General features: G+C 67.4%; 17 protein-coding genes. 7 read left to right on the top strand and 10 right to left on the bottom strand.

The window, feature by feature from the left end; all coding sequences use genetic code 11:
• Window positions 1-87 precede the first annotated feature (87 nt).
• Window positions 88-861: an enoyl-CoA hydratase/isomerase family protein gene (locus tag BST14_RS11125; protein WP_083064569.1), complete on the bottom strand. Its 774-nt coding sequence runs from the start codon at window positions 859-861 to the stop codon at window positions 88-90.
• A gap of 64 nt (window positions 862-925) precedes the next feature.
• Between BST14_RS11125 and BST14_RS11120 the strand changes: the two genes are divergently transcribed.
• Window positions 926-2,077, top strand: coding sequence for an LLM class flavin-dependent oxidoreductase (locus BST14_RS11120; RefSeq protein WP_083064568.1), 1,152 nt, complete (start codon window positions 926-928; stop codon window positions 2,075-2,077).
• Between the two features lie 17 nt (window positions 2,078-2,094).
• Here the strand turns inward: BST14_RS11120 and BST14_RS11115 are convergent, their stop codons facing one another.
• Window positions 2,095-2,793, bottom strand: a complete 699-nt coding sequence (locus tag BST14_RS11115) for a cutinase family protein (protein WP_211280705.1) — start codon at window positions 2,791-2,793, stop codon at window positions 2,095-2,097.
• A gap of 119 nt (window positions 2,794-2,912) precedes the next feature.
• Between BST14_RS11115 and BST14_RS11110 the strand changes: the two genes are divergently transcribed.
• Window positions 2,913-3,575, top strand: coding sequence for a class I SAM-dependent methyltransferase (locus tag BST14_RS11110; RefSeq protein ID WP_083064566.1), 663 nt, complete (start codon window positions 2,913-2,915; stop codon window positions 3,573-3,575).
• A gap of 12 nt (window positions 3,576-3,587) precedes the next feature.
• Here the strand turns inward: BST14_RS11110 and mmpH are convergent, their stop codons facing one another.
• The 3 genes from mmpH to manT are packed head-to-tail and all read right to left on the bottom strand — an operon-like array spanning window position 3,588 to window position 6,653.
• A complete protein-coding gene (gene mmpH, locus BST14_RS11105) occupies window positions 3,588-4,664 on the bottom strand; it encodes an MMP endo-(1,4)-3-O-methyl-alpha-D-mannosidase (protein WP_083064565.1) in 1,077 nt (358 codons plus the stop codon).
• Entirely contained in the window at window positions 4,651-5,409 is a 759-nt protein-coding gene (locus tag BST14_RS11100; RefSeq protein WP_083064564.1) for a class I SAM-dependent methyltransferase, read from the bottom strand. The genes mmpH and BST14_RS11100 overlap by 14 nt, the downstream gene beginning before the upstream one ends.
• Window positions 5,403-6,653 carry an MMP alpha-(1->4)-mannosyltransferase gene (manT, locus tag BST14_RS11095; protein WP_083064563.1) on the bottom strand — a complete coding sequence of 417 codons (1,251 nt, stop codon included), beginning with the start codon at window positions 6,651-6,653 and terminating at the stop codon, window positions 5,403-5,405. Before manT ends, BST14_RS11100 begins: the two co-directional genes overlap by 7 nt.
• Window positions 6,654-6,974: 321 nt before the next feature.
• On the opposite strand from manT, the gene BST14_RS11090 reads away from it, so the two are divergent.
• Window positions 6,975-7,793, top strand: coding sequence for a DUF1906 domain-containing protein (locus BST14_RS11090; protein WP_083064562.1), 819 nt, complete (start codon window positions 6,975-6,977; stop codon window positions 7,791-7,793).
• A gap of 103 nt (window positions 7,794-7,896) precedes the next feature.
• Here the strand turns inward: BST14_RS11090 and katG are convergent, their stop codons facing one another.
• From katG to BST14_RS11075, 3 genes are all read right to left on the bottom strand, one after another.
• Window positions 7,897-10,137, bottom strand: a complete 2,241-nt coding sequence (gene katG, locus BST14_RS11085) for a catalase/peroxidase HPI (protein ID WP_083064561.1) — start codon at window positions 10,135-10,137, stop codon at window positions 7,897-7,899.
• 37 nt (window positions 10,138-10,174) lie between these two features.
• Window positions 10,175-10,615, bottom strand: a complete 441-nt coding sequence (locus tag BST14_RS11080) for a Fur family transcriptional regulator (protein ID WP_169926075.1) — start codon at window positions 10,613-10,615, stop codon at window positions 10,175-10,177.
• A 95-nt stretch (window positions 10,616-10,710) separates the two neighbouring features.
• A complete protein-coding gene (locus BST14_RS11075; protein WP_083064614.1) occupies window positions 10,711-11,994 on the bottom strand; it encodes a L,D-transpeptidase in 1,284 nt (427 codons plus the stop codon).
• Window positions 11,995-12,150: 156 nt separating this feature from the next.
• On the opposite strand from BST14_RS11075, the gene BST14_RS11070 reads away from it, so the two are divergent.
• Together BST14_RS11070 and BST14_RS11065 are read left to right on the top strand one after the other, a co-directional pair.
• A complete protein-coding gene (locus BST14_RS11070) occupies window positions 12,151-12,972 on the top strand; it encodes a hypothetical protein (RefSeq protein WP_083064559.1) in 822 nt (273 codons plus the stop codon).
• 62 nt (window positions 12,973-13,034) lie between these two features.
• Window positions 13,035-14,525, top strand: coding sequence for an FAD-dependent oxidoreductase (locus tag BST14_RS11065; protein ID WP_083064613.1), 1,491 nt, complete (start codon window positions 13,035-13,037; stop codon window positions 14,523-14,525).
• A gap of 13 nt (window positions 14,526-14,538) precedes the next feature.
• Here BST14_RS11065 and BST14_RS11060 read toward each other — a convergent pair whose 3' ends face one another.
• The gene (locus BST14_RS11060; protein ID WP_245845370.1) at window positions 14,539-15,531 is read right to left on the bottom strand and encodes a class I SAM-dependent methyltransferase; all 993 of its coding nucleotides are present in this window, start codon (window positions 15,529-15,531) and stop codon (window positions 14,539-14,541) included.
• Between BST14_RS11060 and BST14_RS30880 the strand changes: the two genes are divergently transcribed.
• Window positions 15,422-15,652: a hypothetical protein gene (locus BST14_RS30880; RefSeq protein ID WP_245845376.1), complete on the top strand. Its 231-nt coding sequence runs from the start codon at window positions 15,422-15,424 to the stop codon at window positions 15,650-15,652. The genes BST14_RS11060 and BST14_RS30880 overlap by 110 nt on opposite strands.
• On the opposite strand, the gene BST14_RS11055 is transcribed toward BST14_RS30880, so the two are convergent.
• Window positions 15,644-16,810 (bottom strand): glycosyltransferase, encoded by a 1,167-nt coding sequence (locus BST14_RS11055; RefSeq protein ID WP_083064557.1) that lies wholly within the window; start codon window positions 16,808-16,810, stop codon window positions 15,644-15,646. The two genes, BST14_RS30880 and BST14_RS11055, sit on opposite strands and share 9 nt — an antisense overlap.
• A 467-nt stretch (window positions 16,811-17,277) precedes the next feature.
• Between BST14_RS11055 and BST14_RS11050 the strand changes: the two genes are divergently transcribed.
• Window positions 17,278-18,669, top strand: coding sequence for a PPE family protein, SVP subgroup (locus BST14_RS11050; protein ID WP_083064556.1), 1,392 nt, complete (start codon window positions 17,278-17,280; stop codon window positions 18,667-18,669).
• Window positions 18,670-18,771: the final 102 nt, after the last annotated feature.

Genomic DNA, 18,771 nt, shown 5'->3' with positions numbered 1-18,771 from the left:
TGACCTGAGGATCAGCACGCTCGTCAACGTGAACGTTGACGTTGACAAATCCTCGGCAGGGTCTTAGCGTCCCTACTGATGCATGCCTCACGCGCGGCCCAACTTCGCCATCGCGGCGCGAAAGTCGTCGTGGTCCATGGCGGCCGCCTCCAGGGCGAGGGAGAACGGCAAGACCGCGCCCGAGGCCATCGCGAGCAGCCGATTCACCGCGGCCTTGGTGCCCTGCACCGCCTGGGGAGCCAGCGCGGCGAGTCGTTGCGCCATCGCCAGCGCCGAGGGCACCACGTCGGCCGGCGGGACAACGCGGGTAACCAGCCCGAAGCGTTCGGCCTCTGCCGCGGTGAAAATTTCGCCCGTCATCAGCAGGTATTTGGCGCGGTTGAGTCCGACGAGCAGTGGCCAGATCACCGCCGCCCCGTTGCCCGCCGGCAGCGCGGCGTGCACATGCAGGTCACCGAGTTTCGCCCGCTCCGAGACGTAGGAGACGTCGGCCAGGGTCGCCAGCACCGCGCCCAGTCCGATCGCGTGGCCGTTGACCGCGGCGACCAGCGGCTTGGTCAGTCCGACGATGTCGTCGACGATGTGGCGAGCCTCCTCGATCGGGGTCCGTCCCGAACTGGGCGCGTACTGGCGATCGCTGGACTCGTCGCCGCCGGCGGAGAAGGTCCGGCCCGCCCCGGTCAGCACGACGGCGCGCACCCGGACGTCGTCTTGGGCCGCCGCGAACACCCGCGACAGCTCCGAATGCATCACGTCGTCGACGGCGTTGGCCTTGTCAGGCCGGTTCAGCGTCAGCACCGCGACGGCGGTCGCGCTGTCCACGACGACGTCGATGGTGCGGTATGCGGCGGGATCGAGCATTGAGGCGCCCCCTGAGAGTCTGCTTGAACATGAACGTTGATGTAGATCATAGGAGCTGGACGGCATGTTGAGGTTCGGAACATTCATCGCCCCCTACCACCCGGTCCGCGAGAGCCCGCTGACCACCTACGAGCGCGACCTCGAGCTCATCGAGTGGTGCGACCGGTGGGGCTTCGACGAAGCGTGGGTGGGTGAGCACCACTCGGCGGCATGGGAGAACATCGCCGACCCGGCGATGTTTCTGGCGGTCGCCGGGCAACGGACCCGGCGCATCAAGCTCGGTTCCGGGGTGGTCAGCCTGCCGTATCACCACCCGATGATGGTGGCCGACCGATTCGTGCAGCTCGACTACCTGACGCACGGCCGGGCGATGCTTGGCGTGGGACCCGGGGCACTCATCTCCGACGCCACGATGATGGGGATCGACCCCAGCACGCAGCGCCCACGGATGAACGAGGCCCTGGGTGTGATCATCCGGCTGCTGGCCGGTGAGGTCGTCACCCATCACAGCGACTGGTTCACCCTGAATGAGGCTCGGCTGCAGATGCTTCCGGTCAACGGGTCCATGCCGATCGCCGTCGCGTCCAGCACCTCGCCGTCAGGCATGACGGCCGCCGGCACGCACGGCGTGGGCGTGCTGTCGTTGGGCGCCGGGCTGATCGGCGGCAAGAAGGACTTGGCGGCGCACTGGGCACTGGGCGAGAAGGCCGCCGCCGAAAGCGGCAAGCAACTGCGCCGCGACGAATGGCGCCTGGTGATCCGGGCCCATCTCGCGCACACCCGCGAACAGGCCAAGGCCGAGGTGATCGAGGGGCGGGAGGCCGAACGCGTCGGGTACTTCAAGCGGGTCGCCGGGCTGAAGAACGACTACACGCTCGAGCAGGAGATCGAAGAGGACGCCGCCATCGTGGGCACGCCCGACGACATGATCGAGGCGCTGCACCGGCTGCAGAACATCACCGGCGGATTCGGAGGCTTCCTGGTGCTGGCCGGGGATTGGGCGGACCGCGAGGCCACGCTGCGCAGCTACGAATTGATGGGCCGCTACGTGATTCCCGAATTCCGCGGCCAGATGGATTCGCTGCGCGCCAGTTATGACATGGTGGTCGCGAAGAAACGCGATTACGGTGCGCCGGCGATGGCCGCGATCAAGAAGGCCTACGAGGACGCCGGACAGCAGATGCCCGAGGACCTCAACCCCACCAACCTGCGGTAGGCGCGCCAGCCTCTGGCTCAGAGCTTGCTGGCGACGAAGTCGGCCGCCTGGTTGGCCATGCCGGCGTCGATGTAGGCCCCGGCGAGATGCTGTGGCCAGTTTTCCTTCCAGGTGTTCGGGTCGGCCGGGTTGCAGACGGGATCGGCACCGTGGCACAACTCGATGGTCCGGTCGTTGTAGATGGGATTGAAGTTGGTGATCGGACCCACCCACTGGCTGCCATTGCCGAATAGGGCGACGGCGGCGACGTGCTGGTCGGCGCCCGGCGGCAGCGGGCTGTCGAAGCCGAACGCACCGATGGGGGCCGCCAGCACGACGTCGGTGACCGCCGCGCCCAGCGAATAGCCGCCCAGCACCAGCCGGGTGTCGGGGCAGTTGTTGACCATGTCCTGGATGTGGTGGCTCATGTCGTTGGCGCCCTGCGCGACCTCGGTGTCGGCGGGATATCGCACGGCGTATACGCCCACGGTCCTATTCACCTTGGATCGCAGGGCGCTGATGAACGCATTGCCCAGCACGCCCGGGCCGGCGGCCTCGTTACGCCCCCGGGCGAACACCACCTGTATCGGCGGACAGTTCGCGGCCGCGGCCGGCGGCGCCGCCCCCGGCGCCCCGGGCGGCACCACCGCGGCGGGCAGCAACACGGCGGCCGCGGCCACAACCGCGGCGAGACCGACACCAGCAAATTTTCCGATAAGTAAGGCGCGCACGCCCATGATGGTAAAGCGAAGCCGCTCCGGCCGCTGGGCAGCCGGTGAACCGAGCTCTGCTGATCGCTGAGCGCGAACATCGACCATGGTGCCGGCGGCGTCGAGCGAGGCGATAGGTTCAGCTGATGAGTCACGTCGACGCGGGTGCGCCCGAGCGATTGTTCGCGCTGGCCGAGCAGGTGCAAGGGTTCATGCCGGCCGACGAGGGGCGCGCGCTGTACGACGCCGCCTTGCGGTATCTCGGTGGCGGTCTGGGCGTCGAGATCGGCACGTACTGCGGCAAATCCACCCTTCTGCTGGGCGCTGCGGCGCAACAAACCGGCAGCGTGCTCTACACGATCGACCACCACCACGGGTCCGAGGAGCACCAGGCCGGGTGGGAGTATCACGACGCGTCGATGGTGGACGAGGTGACGGGCTTGTTCGACACGCTGCCGACGTTTCGCCGGGCGCTCGACGCCGCCCGTTTGGACGACCATGTCGTCGCGATCGTCGGGAAGTCACCGCTGGTGGCGCGGGCATGGCGCGCGCCGCTGCAATTCCTGTTCATCGACGGCGGCCACAGCGAAGCCGCCGCCAACCAGGACTTCGACGGCTGGGCCCAGTGGGTTGCGCCCGGCGGGGCGCTGGTCATCCACGACGTGTTTCCCGACCCGAAGGATGGCGGGCGGCCGCCCTACTACATCTACTGCCGCGCACTCGATTCCGGACAGTTCCGGGAGGTATCGGCCACCGGATCGTTGCGGCTGCTCGAACGTGTCGGCGGTCAGCCGGGGGAGCGGGTCTAGCGCGGGTGCGGGTTACCGGCCCGGGCCGGTGACCACGCATTCGCAGTCGAAATCGGTCTGCAGACCCACCGGCAGCTCGTCGCCGCGAAAGATGCCCGCGCCCGCGGTGGTGTTCGACAGGGCGTCCGCCGCCAAGATCATCGCCGCGCCCGTCCAGGTGGTGCGCTCCTCCGGCCACCGCTTCCCGTCCGCGAAAACCAGTCCCGTCCAATAAGATCCGTCGTCCTCGCGCAGGTGCTGCATCGCGGCGAACTGCCGGTGGGCGTCGGAGTGTTGTCCGATAGCATCCAGCGCCATCACCAGCTCGCACGTTTCGGCACCCGTCACCCACGGGCGATCGCCCACGCACCGAATGCCCAGGCCGTCCACCACGAAGGCATCCCAACGCTGCTTGATGCGCGCGGCCGCCGCCGGACCACGCAGGGCGCTGCCGAGGACGGGGTAGTACCAGTCCATCGAGTAGCGGTCCTTTTCGGTGAACGCTTCGGGATGCGCGCAGATGGCGTGTCCCAGGCGGCCGAGCGCCAGCTCCCACTCCGGCTGCGGATCGCCGACCAACGCGGCCAGGGCAAGCGCACAGCGGATGCTGTGGTAGATGCTCGAGCACCCGGTCAGCAGGGCCTCCGGCAGCACACCGGCTTCGCTTCGGGCCCAACCGATCTCGCCGTACCCGACCTGCATGTCGATGACGAAGTCGATCGCTTTGCGAACCACCGGCCACATCTCGGCCGCGAATGACTCGTCGCCGGTGACCAGCACGTGGTGCCACACCCCGGCGCCGATGTAGGCACAGAAATTGCTGTCGCTGTTGGCGTCTTCGATGACCCCCGCCCGGAACTGAATGGGCCAAGAGCCATCGGGGCGTTGGGTGTGCCGGCTCCACTCGAAGGCGGCCCGCGCCGGCTCCAGCAGCCCGGCGGTGGTCAGCGCCATCGCGCATTCGATGTGGTCCCACGGATCGGTGTGCCCGCCGTCGGACCACGGGATGGCGCCCGTTGATTCCTGCGTGGCGGCGATGGAAAGCGCGGTCTGCCGGCATTGCTCGGGAGTCAACACCCCTGGAACGGCTGGCGGATTAGACCGATGCAACTGAATATCCTTCAGTCGCCTGGCTTTTCGCCTCCTGCGGCTTGACGAAGTACATCGCTACGCTTTTGCCCACCAGGGGATTGAGCAGCGATTCCGCCAGCTGGGTGATTTTGGGCCGCTGCATCAAGTCCCAGACCAAAAGCTTGTGGTAGGCGGTCACCGCGCGGTGCTCGGTGTTCTGCACACCCACGGCGCATTTGAGCCACCAGAAGGGGGAGTGCAGCGCATGGGCATGATGGGTATGGGTCAATTTCATTCCGCCGCCGGAAATCTTGCCGCGCAATTCGTTGGCCCGGTAGATGCGTACGTGGCCACCCTCGTTGGCATGGTATTCGTCGGACAGCAACCAGCACACCCGTTCGGGTAGCCACCGCGGCACGCTGACCGCCAGCGTGCCACCGACTTTGAGCACCCTGATCAGCTCGGCGATCGCCGCGTCGTCGTGGGGAATGTGCTCTAAAATCTCCGACGCGATGACGCAGTCGAACGTCTCGTCGGCGTAGGGCAACTTCAGCGCGTCACCGACGACCACCTTCGCCGAGGCGCCGGCGGGCGCTTCGCCGGTCTCGGCCATCGCGCGCAGAATGGTGTCCACCGAACACAATTCGGCCTCGTCGCGATCGAAGGCGACGACGTCGGCGCCGCGGCGATACGCTTCGAACGCGTGCCGGCCGGCTCCGCATCCCACGTCGATGACCTTGCTCGACGGCCCGATCCTGAGCCGGTCGAAATCGATTGTCAGCATGGCGCTCCGCTCTGCGCGTTGCGCGCGATCGCCCGCTCGTAGACCCGAACGGTCTGTGCGGCCACGGCTTCCCAGCTGAACACATCGACAGCGCGGGTTCGTCCCGCCTTGCCCAGGCTGCGGCGCTTTTCCGGGGAGTCCAAGAGTTCACCCAGCGCCTGGGTCAGCGCATCCACGTCGGCGGGCGGCACCAGTTCGGCGCAGGAACCGTCCGCTCCAAGGACTTCCGGCAGGGCGCCGACCCGGCTGGCGACGATCGGGGTTCCGCTGGCCATGGCCTCCACGGCGGGCAGCGAAAAGCCTTCGTAGAGCGACGGAATGCAGGCTATTTCCGCGGAGGCGAACAGGGCGGCCAGCTCGGCGTCGGACAGCCCGCTGGTGATGTGCACGATGTCGGAGATTCCGAGTTCGGCGATGAGTTTGTGGGTCGGGCCGTTGAGCTCCACCTTGGCAACCAACCGCAACTCGAGATCACGCACGGTGCGCAGCCGGGCGACCGCTTGTAGCAGGGTGCGAACGCCCTTGAGCGGGGTATCGGCACTGGCGATAGCGATGATCCGGCCGGGCTCGCGGGGTCCCGATCCCGGTTTGAACAGTTCGGTGTTCACACCCAGCGGCACGACGTGAAGTTGCTCCGGCGCGACGCCGAAGTCGGCGATGATGTCGGAGGCCGACGACGAGGACACCGTCAACAGGTCGGGGATGTGTCGGGCGACCTCTTGCTGCATGTCCAAGAACCCATACCAGCGGCGCACCAACGGTTTTCGCCACCATCGCGCGGCCGCCAGATCCAGCACGCGGTCGCGGGTGATCGGGTGATGCACGGTGGCCACCACGGGAAGTCCCGCCTCGGCGATGCGCAGCAGTCCGGTGCCCAGGCTCTGGTTGTCATGCACGACGTCGAAATCGCCTGTGCGCTGGGCAAGTAGCCGCGCGGCCCGCATCGTGAACGTTCGCGGTTCCGGAAAGCCCGCTGTCCACGTGGTGAGCAGTTCCCTGAGGTCGATCGAGTCGCGGATCTCGCTGGGCCGCGGTACCCGGAACGGGTCGGGTTCCCGGTAGAGGTCGAGGCTGGGCACTTCGGTGAGCCGGACCCGCGGATCGAGCAGGTCGGGATAGGGCTGGCCGGAAAACACCTCGACGTCGTGACCGAGTTCCACCAGGCCGTGGCTCAAATGGCGCACGTAGACGCCCTGTCCGCCGCAATGGGTCTTACTACGGTAGGACAGCAGGGCTATTCGCATACTCAACTCTTCTGTGCTGGAAAATGACCGCGGAATGGCGCCGAATACATCGCGGTCAACGGACTCCCGAACTCCGCAACAGCAAACTGGACATGTGTCCAGACTATAGTTCGATCACCTAATTGTGCGCAACGAGCCGGAAATCCACCGTCCCTCGCGCAGGTGGCTTCCGGGATGTCCGACACGCAAAGATCATGCCACTGGTCGGTGTCCGCGATCTTGCCGACCGGTCGGTTCCCAACGCGAGGCGCCCCGGTTGATCGGCGCTGACCGGCCAAGATCGCTCGGAAGAAGGCCCGGCCCTTTTGTTACCATCGCGCGGTGCGGTATTCGGCCGGACCGAGTGGACGCGGCGATCGGCGGTCGCCTTCGAGGCGCGAGGTCCTCAGATATGCCGGCGCCGCCGTCGTGGCGCCGGCCGTGCTGAGCCTGGGCGCAGTAACCGCGAGCCTCGACGAGCCGAAGGCCTCGGCGGCCGGCATGAAGCTGATCGATTTCGCCGAGCGCAGGATCGCACCGGACGAGATCAAGTCGGCGGGCTATGACGGCGTGGTCAATTACGTGTCGGAGTCGAGGCCGGGCGCCAACTTCGAGGCCAAGCCGCTGACCCGGGATTACGCCGATGCGCTACGCGCGGCGGGGCTGCATATCGTCAGCAACTTCCAATACGGCAAGCCCGGTTGGCCGGACCCGTCGGACCTCACCCGCGGCTACGACGGCGGCGTGGCCGATGCTCATACGGCCATGCAGCTGCACTCGGCGGCGGGCGGGCCGAACTCGGCCCCCATCTTTTTCAGCGTCGACGATGACATCGACTCCAATACTTGGAATGGCCTTGCCGTCCAATGGTTTCGAGGCATCAACTCGGTGTTGGGCGTGGGCCGCACGGGCATCTACGGGCATGCCCGGGCGTGCGGGTGGGCGATCAGGGACGGCGTCATCGGGCCGTCCACCAGTGCCGGGCACCAGTGGGCGTGGCAGACGAGGTCGTGGTCGCACGGCGAGCGCGAACCCGCGGCGGTGCTCTACCAAACGGTCGTCAACAGCCCGGGAAATCCGGGGCCGCTGCTCGGCGGCATCAACGTCGACGTCGACGATGTCCTCGCTGCCGACTTCGGGCAGTGGGACCTGGATCGCTGACCAATCGAGTCGCTGACCAAATCGTGCGCTGACCAAGGCGTGAAGGCGCGGCACCCCGCGAGCGGATGGCTCGCGGGGTGCCGTTCTCATCAATGGCCCGGTGTTACTTCAGGTCGAACCGGTCGTTGTTCATCACCTTCACCCACGCGGCGACGAAGTCCTCGACGAACTTGCCGTGGGCGTCGTCCTGGGCGTAGACCTCGGCCAATGCGCGCAGCACCGAGTTCGACCCGAAGACAAGGTCGTTCGCGGTGGCGGTCCACTTGAGCTCGCCGGACGCCCGGTCGTGGCCCTCGTAGACGTTCTCGGCCGTCTCCGACGCCTTCCACTCGGTGCCCATGTCGAGCAGGTTGACGAAGAAGTCGTTCGTCAACGCGCCCGGTCGGTCGGTGAACACGCCGTGCTTGGTGCCGCCGTGGTTGGCGCCGAGGGCACGCAGACCACCCACGAGCACCGTCAACTCCGGGCCCGACACCCCCAGCAGGTAGGCCCGCTCCTGCAGCAGCTGCTCGAGGGGCGCCTTTTCGCCGGGACGGATGTAATTGCGGAACCCGTCGGCCCGCGGTTCGAGCACCGCGAACGACTCCACGTCGGTGTTCTCCTGAGTGGCGTCGGTACGGCCCGGCGCGAAGTGCACCGAGATCTCGTAGCCGGCGTCCTTGGCCGCCTTCTCGACCGCCGCCGAGCCGGCCAGCACGATTACGTCGGCCAGCGAGACCTTCTTGCCGCCGGTCGCCGAGGCGTTGAAGTCCTGCTGGATCTTCTCTAGCGCCGGCAGCACCCTGTTCAGCTCGGAGGGCTCGTTGACCTCCCAGCTGCGCTGCGGCTCGAGACGCAACCGCGCCCCGTTCGCCCCGCCCCGCTTGTCGGTCCGCCGGTAGCTGGACGCCGCCGACCAGGCCGTCTTGACCAACTGCGGGACCGACAACCCGGACTCGAGCACCTTGCTCTTCAGCGCGGCGATGTCGTTCTCATCGACCAGCTCGTGGTCGACGGCCGGAACCGGGTCCTGCCACAACTGCGGTTCGGCAACCCACGGACCCAGGTAGCGGGTGATGGGGCCCATGTCGCGGTGCAGCAGCTTGTACCAGGCCTTGGCGAAGGCATCGGCCAGCTCTTCGGGGTGGTCCAACCAGCGTCGCGTGATGTCGCGGTAGATGGGCGACTCCCGCAACGCGATGTCGGTGACCAGCATCGTGGGGGTGCGGCCCGGCCCGTCGAACGGGTCCGGGATGGTGCCGGAACCGGCGCCGTCCTTGGCCACGAACTGCCAGGCGCCGGCCGGACTCTTGGTGAGCTCCCACTCGTAGCCGTACAGCGTCTCCAGGAAGGAGTTGTCCCATTTCGTCGGGGTGGGCGTCCACACCACTTCCAGCCCGCTGGTGATCGCGTCCTTGCCCTTGCCGGTGCCATACGAGCTCTTCCAGCCAAGCCCCTGCTGTTCGATCGGGGCGGCCTCGGGCTCGGGACCGACCAGTTCGGCGTCGCCGGCGCCGTGGGTCTTGCCGAAGCTGTGACCCCCGACGATCAGCGCGGCGGTCTCCTCGTCGTTCATCGCCATCCGGCCGAAGGTCTCGCGGATGTCGATTGCGGCAGCGACAGGATCCGGTTTGCCTTCGGGCCCTTCGGGATTGACGTAGATCAGACCCATGGTGGTAGCACCATAGGGCTGGGCGAGGTCGCGCTCACCGGAGTAGCGCTTGTCGGTGCCCAGCCAGGCGTCCTCCTCGCCCCATAGGATCTCTTCGGGTGCCCAGACGTCCTCACGGCCGAAGCCGAATCCGAACGTCTTGAAACCCATCGACTCCAGGGCGCAGTTGCCGGCGAAGATGATCAAATCGGCCCATGAGATCTTGTTGCCGTATTTCTTCTTGATCGGCCACAGCAGCCGGCGGGCCTTGTCCAGGCTCGCGTTGTCCGGCCAGCTGTTGAGCGGGGCGAAGCGCTGCAGGCCCTGCCCGCCGCCGCCGCGGCCGTCGAAGATGCGATAGGTGCCCGCGGCGTGCCAGCTCATGCGGATGAACAGGCCGCCGTAGTGGCCGTAGTCGGCGGGCCACCAGTCCTGTGAGGTGGTCATCAGCGAGAACATGTCGCGCTTGAGCTCCTCGACGTCGAGCTTGGCGAACTCCGCGGCGTAGTCGAAGTCCTGCCCGAACGGGCTCGCCTGAGGGTTGTTCGGGTGCAGCGTCGCTATGTCGATCTGGTCGGGCCACCAATCCCGGTTGGTAAGCGGCGCATGCGATTTCGGCTTCGGCGAAGGGATTGCCGGGTTTTCGCTTTCGCTGGTACTAGCCGTCTTGCTGTCGTCGTGCGGCGGACGGCCTTGGGAGATATCGGATGACACAGCATTCCTTTCCGGTGGAGGGTTGGTTGGGCTGCGATTAGGAACCTGCAGTCGAACAATCGGGGCACAGGCCCCAGTAGATGACCTCGGCCTCGTCGAGGACGAAGCCATCTAAAACGTTGTTGTCGTCGAACGGGGTGAGGCAGGGAGCGTCACCGACGGCACAGTCGACGTCGGCGATGATCCCGCAGGACCGGCACACGACGTGGTGATGGTTGTCACCGACGCGCGATTCGTAACGGGCGACCATGCCCAGGGGCTGGATGCGCCGAACCAGACCCACGGTGGTCAGCGCATTGAGCACGTCATACACGGCTTGCCGCGAAACGTCGGGCAGGCCAACCCGAACCGCCGAGAAGATCGTCTCGGTGTCGGCGTGCGGATTGGCGGCAACGGCTTCCAGCACGGCGACCCTGGGCCGGGTCACCCGCAGATCGGCCATTCGCAACCTGTTCGCGTAATCGGCCGTCGATGACACGCCACCAATATGACGCACTTATCTGGACCCAGTCAAGACTTTGTTGTGAAGTGGGGCACAAATGCGGGTGGCCAATGAGCTGGGTCACCCGCCGCTCAGGTGGGTTTCAGGGCGCTGCCCTTGCGCCACACGTCCCAGCCGAGGGTCCAGTCGCCGTTTTGCGCCAACGTCAGCGGCGGTCCGCCGCTGTTGCGGACCTCGACGACGTCGCCCGGCACCGAAAAATCGAAGAACCACTTCGCGTTTTCGGCGTTGAGGTTCAAGCAGCCGTGCGACGTGTCGCGGTGGCCCTGGGCCCACACCGTCGCGTCGAGTTCGTGCAGATATATGCCGTCGCTGCTGATCTTGGTGGCCCAGTTGATGGTCTCGCGATAGCCGAGCCTGGAGTTCTTGGGCAGCCCGAAGGTCGACGAGTCCATGATGACGGGATTGCCCTTGTCCAGCACGGTGTAGACGCCCGGGGGCGTCCACAGCGAGATCGTCTTGCCGCCGACCTCTTCGGTGCCGCCCATTCCCATGCTGGTCGGCATCGTGCGCACCAGGGCTCCGCTGTCGAAGACGCTGACCTGGTGGGTGGCGTCATCGGCGATCGAGACGTGTGCATCGCCGATCCGAAACGACACCTTGGTGTCGTCCTGCCCGAACAGGCCGTCGCCCAACGCTATTCCGTAGATCTTCGCCTCGGCGGTGACGGTCGTGCCGGGCGCGTAGTAGTGCTCGGGTCGCCAATGAGCGTTCTGGTCGTCGACCCAGTACCAGGATCCGTCGACCTTCGGGTCGGTGGTCACCGACAGCTGTCGCTCGGCGGCGGCCCGATCCGCGATCTTCTCGTCGAAGTGCGCCACGATCACCGTTCCGACGCCGTACGTGCCGCCGTCGCGCAACGCGGCCTCCGACGTGCCGGTGAACGACACCTTGGTCTGGTTGGACGGCTTCAGCGTGGAGAATGACGAAACCTGCTTGGCCGCAACACCACTGACACCACTGCTGGTGACCGTCAGGGTATAGGTGCGTCCGTAGCCCAGCGGGACGGTCGGCTTCCACACGGTGGTGTCGGGGGTCATGACGCCCTCGATCGGTTTGCCGCTCTCGTTGACCATCTCGACACCGGTCAGGGTTCCGTTCTCGGCTTTGACCGTGACCGGGGCGACCGGGTCGACGTCGCGCGAGTCGGGGCCAGGAGTGATCGTTATCTGGGCCGGCCCAGCGGTTTTCGCGGGTGCAGTTGGACCGCAGTGGCCGCCCGGGCAATGTGTGGTCGACGCAACGTATATCGCGGCCATCGCGGCGACGATCACGCACACCGCAAGCAAGAGTCGGCGAGGCCGGCTCACCCGGAGGATCCGGCCGACGAGCTGATCGCTGTTCTTGGACATCATGAAGCTGCCGAATCCCTGCTTTCTGGTTCTCACAGGCTTGAAAAATTCTGCCCGGCGAAGCCGATTGTGTAGATGAGGTATCCCGCGACATGCGGTCTTTAAACCGCCGGGCGGCGCGCGTGCCCGCAAGCGGCTTTCGCGAGAGATCATGGCTTCATGGCCGATGACGAACTCGACAGCCTCTATGACGTGGCGCCGAAGGAGTTCACCGCGCAACGCACCAGATTGGCCGCCGCGGCCAAGCAGCGCGGCGATACCGCCGCGGCGAAACGGATTTCCGCTGCCAACAAGCCGACGACGGCCGCGTGGATTCTCAACCGGCTGGCGCTGCGGCACGCGGACACCCGGCAGCGGCTCGCCGACGTCGGGGAGCGGCTGCGCGCCGCGCACGCGGCGATGGATGGCGGTCGGATCCGAGACCTGACGGCCCAGCAACGCAGGCTCATCGACGAACTCACCCGCAAGGCGCTCGACGCGGCCGGTCTAAAGCAACCGTCGGCGGCCGTGCGCGAAGACCTGACCAGCACGCTGCAGGCCGCCATCGCCGACCCGCAGATCGGGGCGCGCTTGGGCCGGTTGACCCGGCCCGAGCAGTGGTCGGGCTTCGGCGCCTTCGGCGATGCGGTGCCGGAATCGGTGGATACTCAGAGCGAACCGGCGAAGCGGCCGGGCACCTCGGCGCGGAAACGGCCCGCGAGGCAGTCGGCGGACGCCAAGGCGCAACGCCAACGGCGAGAGAAACTGCGCGCGGCCGTCGACACCGCGGAGCGCGTCAAAGCCGAGGCCGATGACGCGTTGTCGCAGCGACAAGCCGACCGGGACGCCGGCCGCCGGCGCCGGAACGAAGCGGCGCGGGCGTTGCGGGCGGCCGAACGGGAACTCGGCACCGCCGAGCAGGACTACGACGAGGCACGCCGGGTCAGCCGAGCCGCCGCGGAATCGGTGCGACAGGCCAAAGCGCGGCTGAAGCGGGCGTGAGCCCGCCGGCGGGTTTCCTCAGGCCGGGCCGGGGTATCAGCAATGCCGTGACCTCTTTGTGGATGACAGAACGAACCGAACAGCCCTGGACCGCAAGCCAGCTTGACCAAGGTTCCTCGTCGGCCGATGTCATCGTCGTGGGCGCCGGCATCACCGGCCTGATGACGGCGGTCCTGCTGGCCCGCGCCGGCAAGGACGTGTTGGTGTTGGAGGCGCGCACGGTGGGAGCGTGCGCGACCGGGAACACCACCGCCAAAATCAGCCTGCTGCAGGGCAGTCAGCTCTCCAAGGTGCTGCCGCGGCACGGGCGCGACGTGACGCGCGCATACGTCGACGGTAACCGCGAAGGCCAGGAGTGGGTGCTGGGCCACTGCGAGGCCAAGGGTCTGGCGGTGCAGCGCGAGGACGCCTACACCTACGCCCAGTCCGTGCGGGGCGTACCGTCGGCGCGCGCCGAACTGGCCGCGTGTCAGGCGGTGGGCCTGCCGGCGGTATGGGACGACGACGCCGACGTGCCGTTCGCGTATCACGGCGGGGTGCGGCTGGCCGACCAGGCGCAGTTCAACCCGATGTCATTCCTCGACTCGCTGGTCGTCGAGCTACTCGACCGCGGTGGACGGCTGGTCGAGCACACCCGGGTGCGGCGGGTCTCCTGGCGCGGCAAGCAGGTGCGCGTGCAGGTCAACGATGCCGCCGAGCGCGACGTCGAGCTGCAGGCCGGCCAGCTGGTGCTTGCCACCGGCATCCCGATCCTGGATCGCGGCGGTTATTTCGCGCGGGTGAAGCCCAGCCGGTCCTACTGCCTGGCCTTCAAGGTTCCGGGCAACGTCACCCGGCCGATGATGATCTCCACCGATTCGCCGACCCGTTCGGTGCGCTACGCCCCGGTCGCGGACGGGGAAAGGCTGATCGTGGGCGGGGCCGGTCATACCGTGGGGCGCGAGAAGAGTCCGTCCCAGGCGCTGGACGAGCTATCGGCATGGGCGCGCAAGCACTACCCGGGTGCCGTGCAGACCCACTTCTGGTCGGCGCAGGACTACACGCCCATCGACCATCTGCCCTATGTGGGACCGATCCTGCCGAACACCGAAAGCATCTTTGTTGCAACGGGATTCAACAAGTGGGGCATGACCAACGGGGCCGCCGCGGCGCTGGCGCTGTCGAGCCGCATCCTGGGCGGGCGGATGGATTGGGCCCGCGCGTTCGCCAGCTGGAGTCCGCACGAGCTGTCGGGGTTGACGACGGCCCTGCAGGCCAACCTGGAGGTCGGCTTCAATCTGACGAAGGGCTGGATCACCCCGGCGATACGGACGCACCGCCGCAGCCCCGTCAACGGGGAGGGCGGCGTGGTGAGCGGCCCGCCATGGCGTTTGGAGGCGCGCTGCCGCGTCGACGGGACCGAGCATCGTGTCTCGCCGGTGTGCCCACACCTGGGTGGGATCGTGAATTGGAACGACGCCGACAAGGCGTGGGAGTGCCCACTGCACGGGTCGCGGTTCGCGCCCGACGGCACCTTGCTGGAGGGGCCGGCCACCCGGGATCTGACCGCGTAGACGGGCGCCGTATTCAGCCCGTCTTCTCAAAGACGAGCCAGCGCAACTCGATTGGTGAGTCGTCACGCTCGACGTCGAACACATCGAGGCCGCCGGCCCATCCCTCGAACCATTCCGTGGGCGGCCAGGCGTCCGAAGCTGAACGGGCCTTTTCGTACTCGTAGGCGGAGTCGTCGGCGATCGGATCGAGAGGCAGGCCGGCCGCCGCCGCGGCCACCTCGTCGCGGGTGAAAATCATGCTGTTGCATTGCTGACTGAATTGCACCGCCGCGTCGTCGGGAACATAGCCGTCGCGGGCCAGGAAGGTGTTGAAAACCAGCCGTCCCCCCTGCGCCAGACAATCAATGGCGAGTTCGAACATGCCGCGTAACTCGCGCGGCGTCCGGAAGTCGGACACCACCTCCGAGAGCACCATCAGCTGATACCGCCCGCGTACGCCCTCCATCGCCGTGAAGACATCGCTTTGAATAACGTTCACACTCAACGATTCTCCGGCGGCTTCGGCAACGATCACCTCTGCGAACTTGGCGGTCATCTCGACAGCATCGACCGGATGCCCGCGCCGGGCCAGGGCCAGCGCGTTGCGTCCGGTTCCCGCGCCGACGTCCAGCACCCGATAGGCCGAAGGATCGGCCGCCTCCGCCGCCAGCGCCAGCACGCGTGCATCGGGCGCGGTTCCGAACAGCGGCGGCGGGCGGAATTGCACCCACTGGTCGTAGTCGGCCTCGATCGTGCGCCAATCGGCTTGCACCCGGAAATTCACGTCGATCCCGAACGGGGCCTGGTACGAGATCAGTACCTCCGAGCGCGGCGAGGCCTTGAAGGCCTTCGCCAACTCGACTTCCAGCGCGGCCCGCAACCTTGCGGAGTTCTCGGCGGTGTACCAGACTCCCAGCGTGGCGCAGACGTTGCCGCAGAGCTGGACGTACTCGTCGATGAGGGCCGGCACCGCCGGCACCCTGATGTGGCCCTCGGCCGACAAGCGCCGATACAGCCGCCTGATCATCGCTTCGCGCAACATCAGCGGGTCGAACGACGCATTCGGCGGATCCTGCACCAGAACCTTCTACACGACCGCCGGCCTTTGCACCACCGCTGAAGACGAACTGGCCCTCCGGCTACGCTGACCGGGCGGCGCCTTCGAGAAGGTCGGCCGCCGCCGCGACGCTTTCGGCGGGTTTGCTCACCCGGGTGGCGACCTGCCTGGCTCGGCTGAGGTAAAGCGCGGAGCGCACCGAGCGCAGGTCGGCGACCAGCGAGTCCAGGGTGGAGGCCGAGAACGCCCGTCCCACCCCGATTTCCAGCTTGCCGACCGCTTCGGCCCAGATCGGTTGATCGAGCCAGAGCCAGAGGATCAGCATGGGCACGCCCGCCCGCATGCCCGCGGCGGTGGTGCCGGCCCCGCCGTGGTGCACGATCGCACGGCACGCCGGAAAGACTGCGGCGTGATTCACCGCTTCCACGATCTTTATGTGGGCCGCGGGCGGGATATTGGTGAAATCGTTTGGGCCGCTGCAAATCAACGCACGCTCGCCTATCTGTGCGCAGGCCGCGCCGATCACGGCCACCGTCTCGGCGGGGGAGGTAACTGGCGTGCTGCCGAATCCGAAATAGATCGGCGGCGTCCCGTCGGTTATCCAGGACAACACCTCGTTATCGACGTCGGTGGGCAGTCCGAGGGTCAGCGAGCCGACGAAGGGCCGGCGGTGTCCCGAGCCGGCCCATTGCCTTGCCAGCTCGGGCGCCAACAGCTCGTCGTAGGTCTGAATCTCCAGGGGCGATCGCGCCGGCGATGTGTCGGGCAGACCGAAGGCTCGGCGCTGCGCACCTTCGGCCGCGCTGACGACGTCCGACTGCAGCCGGCCGAGTTCCAGCGTCTCGGCGGGAAAGAAGTGCAGCGCGGCCAGCGGGATGCCGAGATGTTGTCCGACATTGGCGGCGAGCCGCTGCTCGTTCATCCCGGCCACCAGCAGGTCGGCGCCCGCCGCCAACGAGGCCAGCGTCTCGCTCTTGCCGGTCCACACCGAGGTGACTCGCTCGATGACTTGCGGCAACACGCTCGTCGGGTTGTGCACAGTGCGGACGAACGCGGTGGCCATGTTGACCTGCTCGCGACTGTCGGGCCCGTACGGGACCGCCGCCAGCCCCACCGATTCGGCCACGCCGAGCTTGTCGGGCGGCACCGCAATGACGACGTCGTGTCCTCGACAGTGCAGTTCGCGGGCGACGGCGACACAGGGCTCGACGTCGCCGCGGCTGCCGTAGCCGGCCAGCACAAATCTCATCAACAGACCTCACTCGCGGGGATGCAAACAGATCCAAGCAGAATTGCCCCCGCCCGACTCGATGGACGCGCGCGTAGCGCGCTGACCACGCCTTTTGCCGGCGGTTACCCTGTACGCGCCCACCGCGGCGCGGTGGGCGCGGCCCCGCGCAGTCCCGTTCAGGATTGCCTGAGGGATTCGCGCAATGCGAGCAGAACCCTTGCGGGTTTCTGCTGTCATGTGCAGGTAACCTATCGTTAACCCGCGCGGCAACAATTTCGCTGTATTCGTTGACGCGGGGGCAGCTGCAACCCGTGAGGCCGGTCCGCTAACGCTGGGGACGGTCTCATTCGGTTGTTTTGGTTCGTGGCACTGGCAGCACCGGAGGGAACGCGATTTGTTTGCTGCTCGGCTGGCTATCCCCATACGACGCGCATCGAGCGCGTTCGAGGCCCTCGCGGTCATGAAGGCAACCGGAGAAGAACGACATGGACTTCGCGATACTACCGCCGGAGGTTAACTCCGCGCGGATGTACGCCGGTCCGGGGTCGGGACCGATGCTGGCCGCCGCGATGGCCTGGGACGAGCTGGCCGCCGCGCTGCAGTCGACGGCGACGTCGTATGAGGCCGAGATCACGGCCCTGACCTCCGGCCCGTGGGTCGGGCCGTCCGCGGCGTCCATGGTGGCAGCGATCACCCCCTACCTGGAGTGGATGAGGACCACCGGCGCCCAGGCCGAAGAGGCCGCGAACCACGCCAGAACCGCGGCGTTCGCCTACGAGACGGCGTTCGCCGAGACGGTGCCGCCGCCGGTGGTCACGGCCAACCGCACCCTGCTGGCGACGCTCGTCGCCACCAACATTCTGGGGCAGAACACGCCCGCGATAGCCACGACAGAGGCGGAGTACGCCGAGATGTGGGCGCGAGACACCGCGGCCATGTTCGGTTACGCGGGCACTACAGCCGCGGCGACGCGGCTGACGCCATTCGCCCAACCGGACCGGACCACCAACTCGGACGTCCCGCAGTCCGAGGCGGTGGCCCAGGCCACCGGCACGGCGGCCGGGGGCACCCGCAACGCCGTGGCCCAGCAATCGTTTTCCGCGGTACCCAACCTGCTGAACGGCGCGGCATTCGGTCCGAACGCCGCCGCCCTTGACCCGCCGTCGGCGACGGGCCTGCTCGACGTATCGGCCGATCTCATCACGATTCTTCTGGATGCCCCGGGCAGCGTGGTCGGGATGGGCGTCGACGCACCCTCGGCCACGATCGCCCTGCCCTTCGACATCGCCGGCGCGCTGACCGGTTTCCACACCGACGACATCGTCAGCGGCTGGGCCGGGGTGCAGTCCTGGCCCGGAACGGGCGCGGTGCCTCCCACGCCGTTCCCGGTCATCACCAACCCGGCGGGCGGCTTCGGAACTTTGGCGTCCGCGGGTCTGGGTCAGGCCAACACGGTCGGCGGCTTGTCGGTGCCTCCCGGCTGGACGGCGGCCGCACCGGCGATCCGGCCGGCCGCCTTGGTGCTGCCGGCCACCAGTGCCGGTGCCGGCGTCGAAGCCGCCGCCGCGGCCGCGGCCGCGCCCGGTGGCGCCGGGAGCCTGTTCGGCGAGATGGCCGTGGCGAGCATGGCCGGGCGCGCAATGGCCGGTACGGGCGGCGCCTCGGGCCGCGAGCGGGCCCGGGCCGCCGACGCCGGCAAGGCGAAGCGCGACCCGGCCAAGGAACAGGCGAAGGAGCCGGCAGCGCCGCAGGTTGTCGCCGGGGGACCGATCACGAGCATCGCCGCAGAATTGCGCGAACTCGCATCGCTGCGCGATGCGGGGATTTTGACGCAGCAGGAGTTCGAAGAGCAGAAAAAACGCCTGCTGCCAAGCTGATCCGAGCGCAGCTGCTGTGCGTTCGCTAGTGTCCTGAGTCGTTAATTCGTCGGCAGTAGTTGGCGATGCTGTCCAGGATTTGGTCGGCGGTCTTGGTCCACA

This window comes from Mycobacterium arosiense ATCC BAA-1401 = DSM 45069, assembly GCF_002086125.1.
GTDB lineage: Bacteria > Actinomycetota > Actinomycetes > Mycobacteriales > Mycobacteriaceae > Mycobacterium > Mycobacterium arosiense.
This window is presented reverse-complemented; position numbering and strand designations above follow the sequence as displayed.

Bases quoted from the DNA above. Each gene is read 5' to 3' on its own strand.
- BST14_RS11125 (WP_083064569.1), bottom strand. From the start codon at position 861: ATGCTCGATCCCGCCGCATACCGCACCATCGACGTCGTCGTGGACAGC.
- BST14_RS11120 (WP_083064568.1), top strand. From the start codon at position 926: ATGTTGAGGTTCGGAACATTCATCGCCCCCTACCACCCGGTCCGCGAG.
- BST14_RS11115 (WP_211280705.1), bottom strand. From the start codon at position 2,793: ATGGGCGTGCGCGCCTTACTTATCGGAAAATTTGCTGGTGTCGGTCTC.
- BST14_RS11110 (WP_083064566.1), top strand. From the start codon at position 2,913: ATGAGTCACGTCGACGCGGGTGCGCCCGAGCGATTGTTCGCGCTGGCC.
- BST14_RS11100 (WP_083064564.1), bottom strand. From the start codon at position 5,409: ATGCTGACAATCGATTTCGACCGGCTCAGGATCGGGCCGTCGAGCAAG.
- manT (WP_083064563.1), bottom strand. From the start codon at position 6,653: ATGCGAATAGCCCTGCTGTCCTACCGTAGTAAGACCCATTGCGGCGGA.
- BST14_RS11075 (WP_083064614.1), bottom strand. From the start codon at position 11,994: ATGATGTCCAAGAACAGCGATCAGCTCGTCGGCCGGATCCTCCGGGTG.
- BST14_RS11070 (WP_083064559.1), top strand. From the start codon at position 12,151: ATGGCCGATGACGAACTCGACAGCCTCTATGACGTGGCGCCGAAGGAG.
- BST14_RS11065 (WP_083064613.1), top strand. From the start codon at position 13,035: ATGACAGAACGAACCGAACAGCCCTGGACCGCAAGCCAGCTTGACCAA.
- BST14_RS11060 (WP_245845370.1), bottom strand. From the start codon at position 15,531: ATGATCAGGCGGCTGTATCGGCGCTTGTCGGCCGAGGGCCACATCAGG.
- BST14_RS11055 (WP_083064557.1), bottom strand. From the start codon at position 16,810: ATGAGATTTGTGCTGGCCGGCTACGGCAGCCGCGGCGACGTCGAGCCC.
- BST14_RS11050 (WP_083064556.1), top strand. From the start codon at position 17,278: ATGGACTTCGCGATACTACCGCCGGAGGTTAACTCCGCGCGGATGTAC.